Source organism: Streptomyces paromomycinus, assembly GCF_003865155.1.
GTDB lineage: Bacteria > Actinomycetota > Actinomycetes > Streptomycetales > Streptomycetaceae > Streptomyces > Streptomyces chrestomyceticus.
Window position 1 is genome coordinate 9,698,425 of record NZ_BHZD01000001.1, and the last position, 6,974, is coordinate 9,705,398.

Consider the following 6,974-nt stretch of genomic DNA (forward strand, 5'->3'; position numbering starts at 1 on the left):
GCGACTTCCTATGTGCTTCAGTGTGCCGGTTTGGGGTGGTTCGTGGGCGTATGGGAGGGTTGAGTGAGGTGCCGCTCAACTGCGTTTATTCTGCCTACCGTTGGCCGTCGAGGGTTTGATGCCTTCCGGTGCGCCGACAAGGGGCTGATGTCGGCGCGGCAGGGTCAAGAGGGTTCGGTGTCCCGCAGGCGCATCTCTTCCTCGAGCTCGTCCAGGTCCCGCAGTGCTCTCTCATCGGGCATCCAGGTTCGCGTCACTGTGCGGAGCAATTCTTCGCGGGACGCGCCCGCGGCATCGGGGAACAAGCCGGCGAGGCAGAAGGAAGCGGCTGCCACACGCATCGCGGGGACGTGAATGCCTGTCCAGTTCAGGTAGTCCGGCATATCGATGGCGTCGAATTGCCCTGTGTGCCGCTGGAGTAGCTTTGCTGTTCGGTCGTTGGGGTCGCCGCGGCCGGATCCGTAGACGTGGCGGACGACCTCGGCGGAGGTGCCTGGCGGCAGGCCCAGAGTCGTGTCGGATTCGGCGAGCTCGTCGCGTCCGTACACGGCATCGAGTGCCCGCGGGTTGATGCTCTGCAGGAGTCGGCACATCGCACGTGTTGCTTGCCGGTCTCCGGCCACCTCGTTGAGACGCTTCTGGAGGTTGCCCTTGAGAAGGTCAGGTACAGCGAATCCGGGGATGTGGGCTGTGCCGAGTGCCAGCATGAAGTCGGCGACGGTGGTGTCCCACTCCTGGTAGCGAATGCCGAGCCAGCCGGGAGCTGTCTTCTGGAACAATCTGATGGCCTCGCGGGTGGCGTTGTCGTCAGATACCCACTCTGTGAACCCCCCGCTCCCTGGGCCGATCCCCGCCTTATCGGCCAGGGCGACCCATGGGTCCAGTGCGCGGCCGGCCCAGGCAATCAGCGACAGGTAGCGGGCGAGATGGGGCGAGTCCCGGAAATCCTGCTTGTAGGCGCTGTCTCCCCGTCCGAAGACTCCTTGCTTCGTCCCCCAGCGGTCCCCTTCATCTACCCAGGAGAATGTGGCGCAGTACGCGCGCATGTACCTCTCAAGTGCAGGATCGGTGCACCTTCGTTGAGCGTAGGCGTCCTCGATTCCCAGAGTGCTCGACGTCGTTTTCTCGGTCTTCACCCCGGGGCGCGTGAGGAAGGGATACAGGAGCGCCTCATGTTGTCGTGCGACTTGATCTGCTTCGTGGAATGCGAGGTACAGGTCCCACACGGGGGCCGGGACAGGCCGGGCCGGGATGTCGGAGGGCGGCATGGGGCCGCCCGTTGCCGCCCGAATTTGATCGGCCACCTGCCGCCAAGATGCCTGCTGCCACGCCTGCCGCACTGCCTCCTCTTCGGACTTGCGGCGCTGCGCTTCTTGCCGGCTGGCCTTGCGGCGTCTGGCATTCCCCTGTTTGTTGCCGACGATGTTGAGGAGGTCGCCGCGTTCCGCACGGGTGGCGATCTCTTCCCGTTCCGCTGCGTCCAGTTGGGGGGCAGGCACGTCCTCGCGTAAGGGAACGATCTCGGGCCGGCGTCCGTCGATGGCAAGCTCTTCTATCCAGACGCGCACCGCCGGTGCGGGGGCGGCCAGATGGTCGGCGAGCCGCGCCGTGATCGGTTTGGTGGTCTTCCCCACGTACTTGACCTCGTCGGTCCGTGGATCGACGAGCCCGTAGATCGTTCCGTACTCCGTCACTTCGTGACCTTTCGATTGTCTCCGCAGCGGCGAGGAGAGCGTGGCGGTCACCGTAGAAGACGCCACTGACAATGCCGCCGACGACCGGCGGCCGTCGTGAGGATCAGCAGTCCTGAGCCTTGCGCGGGTGTCGGTCAGGGCGGCCGGCCCGCGGGCCCGCCACTGCACCTGCACCTGGTGTGCAAAGGTCTCGCCTGCGCTTCTGCGTTCCGCAGGGCGTCGCTGCCCGCCAAGGCGGCTCTCGCAACGCGTCGGCAAAGACGGCACGGCGTGGGTGCTGGCGGTGCACAGACCCGGACGCAAGGGGCCGGCGATGCGTGCCGCCCCTCGCCGGGCAGCCGCCGCCGGGTGTCAGTGCGACCTGCGAGCATGATGAGCCAGGCGGCTGACGCGCAGCATGCCTCGTGCGAGATAAGGGAGTTGGAGCAGTGAACACCGTACGGGCCCGGGTGTGGCGATTCTCGGTGGGGAGTCAGACGGTAAAGGCCCAGTCGATCGGGGAGGGCGCCCTGCCGGTCTCGCTGGCCCGCCTGCTCCACATCAACGCCATGGCGTGCGACCCGCGCCGCACGCTCAGCTACTGGACCCGACGGTCCGAGGTACGCTTGATGGCCAGCTACCTTCACGCGCCAGGCGGCGGTAGTCCGCTTCGCGTTGACCACCCAGCGTTCGAGGCCAGTTCCCGGCACATCCGCAGCTTCGTCAACGAGGGCTCGGGGCTGGGAATGCTGACGGCGGCGGGGGAGTCCCTGTTCGCGTGGAAGGACGGAGCGCACGACCTCCACAACTTCGACGCGCTGCCCAAACACCTGCTCGGCCACTACCGGCCGACCGGAGTCCGCCCCGACCTGCTGTTCCACCTGCCCGCGGGTCCCGTGGCCGGTGAGGCTCGCGGCAGACACCGCCGTGCCGCGCAGCTGCTGCCCGAACGGCTGCTTGCCGGCCAGAGGCAGCGGCTGCGCGAACTGGCCTCGTGGTCTGCCGCGCACCATGACCACACCTACTTCATGAGCTGGGTGTGGATCGGCCCCTCCGGCATCGCGGTCGACATCTTCCTGCCCGAAGGCGGCCCGTGGAACGGCGCGCTGGATGCCCAGTGGATGAGGGAACACGCACAGGACGGACCGGCGACGCGGTTCCCTTTGCACGAGCCGCGTGAGCAACGGGTGGCACGACGGCGCGCACCACAGGATCCGGGGCCGGCCGAGGAGCGCATCGCTTACGTCGAGGAAGCACCGGATGACGGTCCGCACGAGTTGCGGACGGCACCCAACATCTTCTCCGAGGTCTACCAGACGCACGAGGGCGGTGCCCCGATTCCTCCCGGCTCGCCGCAACAGCAGGCCGCGGGCGTGATGGAGTGGCTGTATGAGACGGCTCCCGCAGGCGACGGGGCCGTGCTGGCCGGCATTCCCGTCCGAGGAACCTGGGCGGCGGCGGATGCTGCGGGCCCTGCCCGGCACGCCGTCCTGCTGGGGGTCCTCGCCGAGCAGCCGCCACGGCAGGCCGCGGTGCGCGAGCGCCTGGCCCGCGCCGAGGGCCGCTTCGACGCCTGCCTGGACGGCCGCCTGCTCACCGTCGTCCGCCCTGCCGCCTCGCCCGCCCCGTCCTGGCGTGACCTGGAACGGGCACTGCTGGAGGGGTAGAAGCGCGGCTCATGCTTCTTCCGCGCCGGCCACCGACCCCTGGCCATGGGTGGTGAAAGGGACGCGGTTCGGGCTGCCTGCCACCACCTTCAGCACCGTCCAACTGACCACCGCTCACCCGCGCTCTGAATATTCCGCCACGCCTGCACGCACCCTCACGTCCGGAAGACAGCCGCCTATGTCACCGCCCGCCTCCCCAACCGCTGCTGCCCACGCATGGAGCCGGTCCGCGCAAGATCCTGATCGGCGCGCCCCGCCCCGCCGGCTGCCCGCGGCCCGCCCGGCCGCGGGCCGGTGCGGCGCCGCGGGTTCGTGGACGAGCGACGGGCGTTGGGCCATGGCCACGTCACGCGCGCAGGTGGGGCGCACGGGGTCCGTGAGGCTGCCGCAGTGGAGCGCAGTGGCAAGGCGGAGAAGCAGCGGCCGGTTGCGAACACGTTGCCGCAACCCGGACAGGTGCGGCGGCGCGCATGAGGTCGCTGCGGTGTCAGTCCAGGTCGTCGAAGAGGGAGCCCTGGGACGGAGGTGCATTGCGCGGGCGGGGGAGGCGCTTGCGCTTGTGCGGAGGCGGGGGAGGGGTGCCGGCGGCGCCGTCGGTCAGGGCGTGCTGGCAGGCGGCCCGCAGGTCCGGCAGCTGCATCTGCGCGCCTAGCAGGCCGAGGAAGTCCGCGACGCTCCAGTCGATGAGGGCGCCCTGGCGGGAAAGGTACAGGCCCACACGGTCGATGCCGTAGCTGTCGCTGTAGTCCAGCAGGAGGTAGCCCGCCAGCTGGTAGAGCTCGGCCCGGCCGAGGCGCTCGGGGCGGATGGTGGCCTTGCAGTCCACCAGCGCTCCGGCCAGGACGAAGTCGGCGTCGGCTCCGCCCACGTGCCGACTGCCCTCGAAGACCGGCCCGCAGACCCGCTCCGGCGCGGCCAGCTTTCGCAGGCGCGCGAACGGGCCGGGCTGCGCTGCCAGTTCCATCTGCCGTCGGATGTCTTCGACGATGTAGGACGGCACGGCATCGACCATGTCCTGCAGGCAGGCGCCGGGCGGGGTCAGGCCCAGGGCGTTGCCGCGTACCCAGCCCACGTGGCGGAAGATCGCCTCGAAGCTGGAGGCGAGGTGGCACAGCCGGATGAGACGGTCCTCGGCCTCATCCTCCAGGGCCAGCGGCTGACCGTCCTCGCTTTCGTACGTGCGCAGCTCCTCCAGCAGCACTGCGCCCGCGGCCTGCACCGTGTCGATGACCTCGGGACTGGGCCACCCGTTGTCATCGAGGACCGCCCGCACCACGCCCTCGCTGATCGGTGCGCCGGTGGGGGCTCCGAGACTGATCCTCAGCCGGTGATCGATGGTGTGCCCCAGCATCCGGTACTCCGGACGCTGTCCCGCACCGGCCGCCGGCTTCACCGGCGCGGCATAGCGCGCCAGGCGCGCACGGTAGTCACTCAACACGTCTTCGGGTAACGGCAGATGCTCGGTGAGGAACAGGGAGATCACCGAAGTGGGGTCCTTGAGGCAGGAGGTGAGACTCATGCGTGCATCGTGCCGCACGCCGCCGACATCGCGGCCGACGAGCGCAGCGGGTACCGGGGGGTAGCCGAGACTTTGCGTCATCCCTTTTCACGCCGCGCCACACCCGTTGTCAGACCCTGCCTCTACAGTGCCCGCACCCGCTGGGTCGCAGGGCAACCGAAGCCGCGCCCGCCTCGGCCGGCTCACGCACTGACGTGGGAAAACACCTCAACCTCCCGTGCTCCAGCGCAACTTGGCGACCCGGGAGGCCCCGGGCCCTCGGAGGGACGCTACGCGCGTTGTATCCCCGGCTGCGTGCCCCGGACGATTGACCGGAAAGATCTTGCCGGGCCCGGCCCCGCCCTAAGTTCGAGCTGTTCGATGAACCGCCCCGGTCCCGCACATCTGGCCGGACACCGCCTGCCACACCCCCCAGGCACCGGCCGTTCCCCTTTGCTGCCGCCCCCGCCGGGGCAGCCCTACGGCCGGCGGTCCCACCGCGTCGCGCTCCGACGGGCGCGCCACCGCAACGGGACCCCACCCAGCCCGCCGGCCCTCTCGGCCATGCGCGGTGCCCGCCATGACGCCGCACGGGCTGCCGGACGAACCAAGGAGGATCATGGGCTTCGGCAAATACGGTGCGCAAGGCGTCCACGGCGCCATGGCACTGGCCACCGCACTGGACAGACGGGCCTTCGCAGGCGACCACTGGAAGACGCCGGAGGAGAAACACCGGCGCGCACTGCTCTACCTCACCCGCTCGGCGGCCGGCTACCGGGCCATGGAGGATGCAGGCATCACCGTCGATGCCCGCACGCTTCTCGCGTGGTTGTCCCAGGCCCGCGCCCCCAGCCGGGACCGGCAGGCCCGCCTGGAGACCGCCTACCAAACGCTGCGGCGACGCAACATCGCGCCGGCCCTGACCCGGTCGCTGAACGCAGGGGGCGGCACCCGCATCGAGATCTACCCCGCCGATGAGGCCGAGGTTGAGATGTGTCACCGGCGCGTCGTGCCATGGCGCCACAAGAACATCTACCGCTGGAACACCATCGTGGCCGCGTGGTCGGTGGGGGACCAGATGCGCTTGGTCGCGGCGTGGGAGGACACCATCTGCGACCTGGACTCGGACTGGCGCAAGTACGAGTACGTCTCCCACATCGGCATGCCCATCTGACCCGGGCCGCACGCCTCACAGCCCTTCTTGTTCTCAGGAGCAGCCTCCTCATGGATGAGGAACCACCCGACAGCGCGTCGGCCGCGCACCCCCAGGCCGCCACACGCCGGCTGGAGCGGCAGATGCTGACCACCCCGGCGATCCGCCACCTGATGACGCTGGACGCCCGCGGTGAGCTCACCACCGCCCACGTGCGGCTGGTGGCCCAGACCCTGGACCTGCACATCCGCACCGTCTGGAAGCGCCTGGCCGACGCCAAAGCCAACGGCACCGCCGAACGTCCCGGCCGAACCCGCTTCGAGATCACCGAAGACCTCCGCGTCCAACTGGCCTACCACCGGGGCAACATCAAGAGCCTGTATGAAGCACTGCGCGCCGAAGCCGAAGAAGACGGCGGCACCGCGCCCAGCCTGGCCACCCTCTACCGCGCCATCCGCCGCGACCTTTCCCCAGGGGACCTCGCCGGCCTGCGCCAAGGCATGCCGGCCTCCCGGGGCCACGACCCGCACCTGCGGCGCGCCCCGCCTGCCGCAACGAGGAGTGGGAGGGCGACCACAAGCAGGTCCCCGTCTGGGTGCTGGCCGGCGACCGCCTCCTCAAACCCTGGGTGACCTGGTTCATCGTCTGCTCCACCGCCATGACCATGGGCTGGGCCCTCACCCCCCACTACCCTCACCGCGGATCCATCCTCGCCGCTCTGCGCTCTGCCCTCCTGTGCGACGACACCCACGGCCCGGCCGGCGGCCTGCCCCAGCGACTGCGCATCGATCGCGGCCGCGACTTCCTCGCCCGCGCCGTCCAAGAAGCCCTCGGCGCCTTCGCCGTCGACGTCTACGTCCTGCCCCCTTACACCCCGCACCTCAAAGGCAGCATCGAAAATCTCAACCACGCGGTCACCAGCATGTTCTTCTCCACCCTGCCCCGCTACACCGGGGCCCAGCGCCTGGACTCCCGTCACCGCT

General features: G+C 69.7%; 5 protein-coding genes and 1 pseudogene. 4 read left to right on the forward strand and 2 right to left on the reverse strand.

Annotated features, from left to right (window positions below; genetic code table 11):
• Positions 1-164: 164 nt before the first annotated feature.
• On the reverse strand, positions 165-1,745 hold the full coding sequence (locus tag OEIGOIKO_RS41145) for a GIY-YIG nuclease family protein (protein ID WP_125050617.1): 1,581 nt from the start codon (positions 1,743-1,745) through the stop codon (positions 165-167).
• Positions 1,746-2,122: 377 nt separating this feature from the next.
• On the opposite strand from OEIGOIKO_RS41145, the gene OEIGOIKO_RS41150 reads away from it, so the two are divergent.
• Complete coding sequence (locus OEIGOIKO_RS41150) at positions 2,123-3,340, forward strand: hypothetical protein (protein WP_125050615.1); 1,218 nt, start codon at positions 2,123-2,125, stop codon at positions 3,338-3,340.
• Between the two features lie 487 nt (positions 3,341-3,827).
• Here the strand turns inward: OEIGOIKO_RS41150 and OEIGOIKO_RS41155 are convergent, their stop codons facing one another.
• Positions 3,828-4,859, reverse strand: coding sequence for a hypothetical protein (locus OEIGOIKO_RS41155; protein WP_125050613.1), 1,032 nt, complete (start codon positions 4,857-4,859; stop codon positions 3,828-3,830).
• A 598-nt stretch (positions 4,860-5,457) separates the two neighbouring features.
• Here OEIGOIKO_RS41155 and OEIGOIKO_RS41160 point away from each other — a divergent pair.
• The 3 genes and pseudogenes from OEIGOIKO_RS41160 to OEIGOIKO_RS41170 form a co-directional block, all read left to right on the forward strand.
• Positions 5,458-6,012, forward strand: coding sequence for a transcriptional regulator (locus OEIGOIKO_RS41160; RefSeq protein ID WP_125050611.1), 555 nt, complete (start codon positions 5,458-5,460; stop codon positions 6,010-6,012).
• Positions 6,013-6,062: 50 nt separating this feature from the next.
• Entirely contained in the window at positions 6,063-6,623 is a 561-nt protein-coding gene (locus OEIGOIKO_RS41165; protein WP_125058357.1) for a hypothetical protein, read from the forward strand.
• Positions 6,620-6,974 (forward strand): annotated as a pseudogene (locus tag OEIGOIKO_RS41170) (hypothetical protein); the annotation flags it as partial. The gene OEIGOIKO_RS41165 and the pseudogene OEIGOIKO_RS41170, both read left to right, overlap by 4 nt.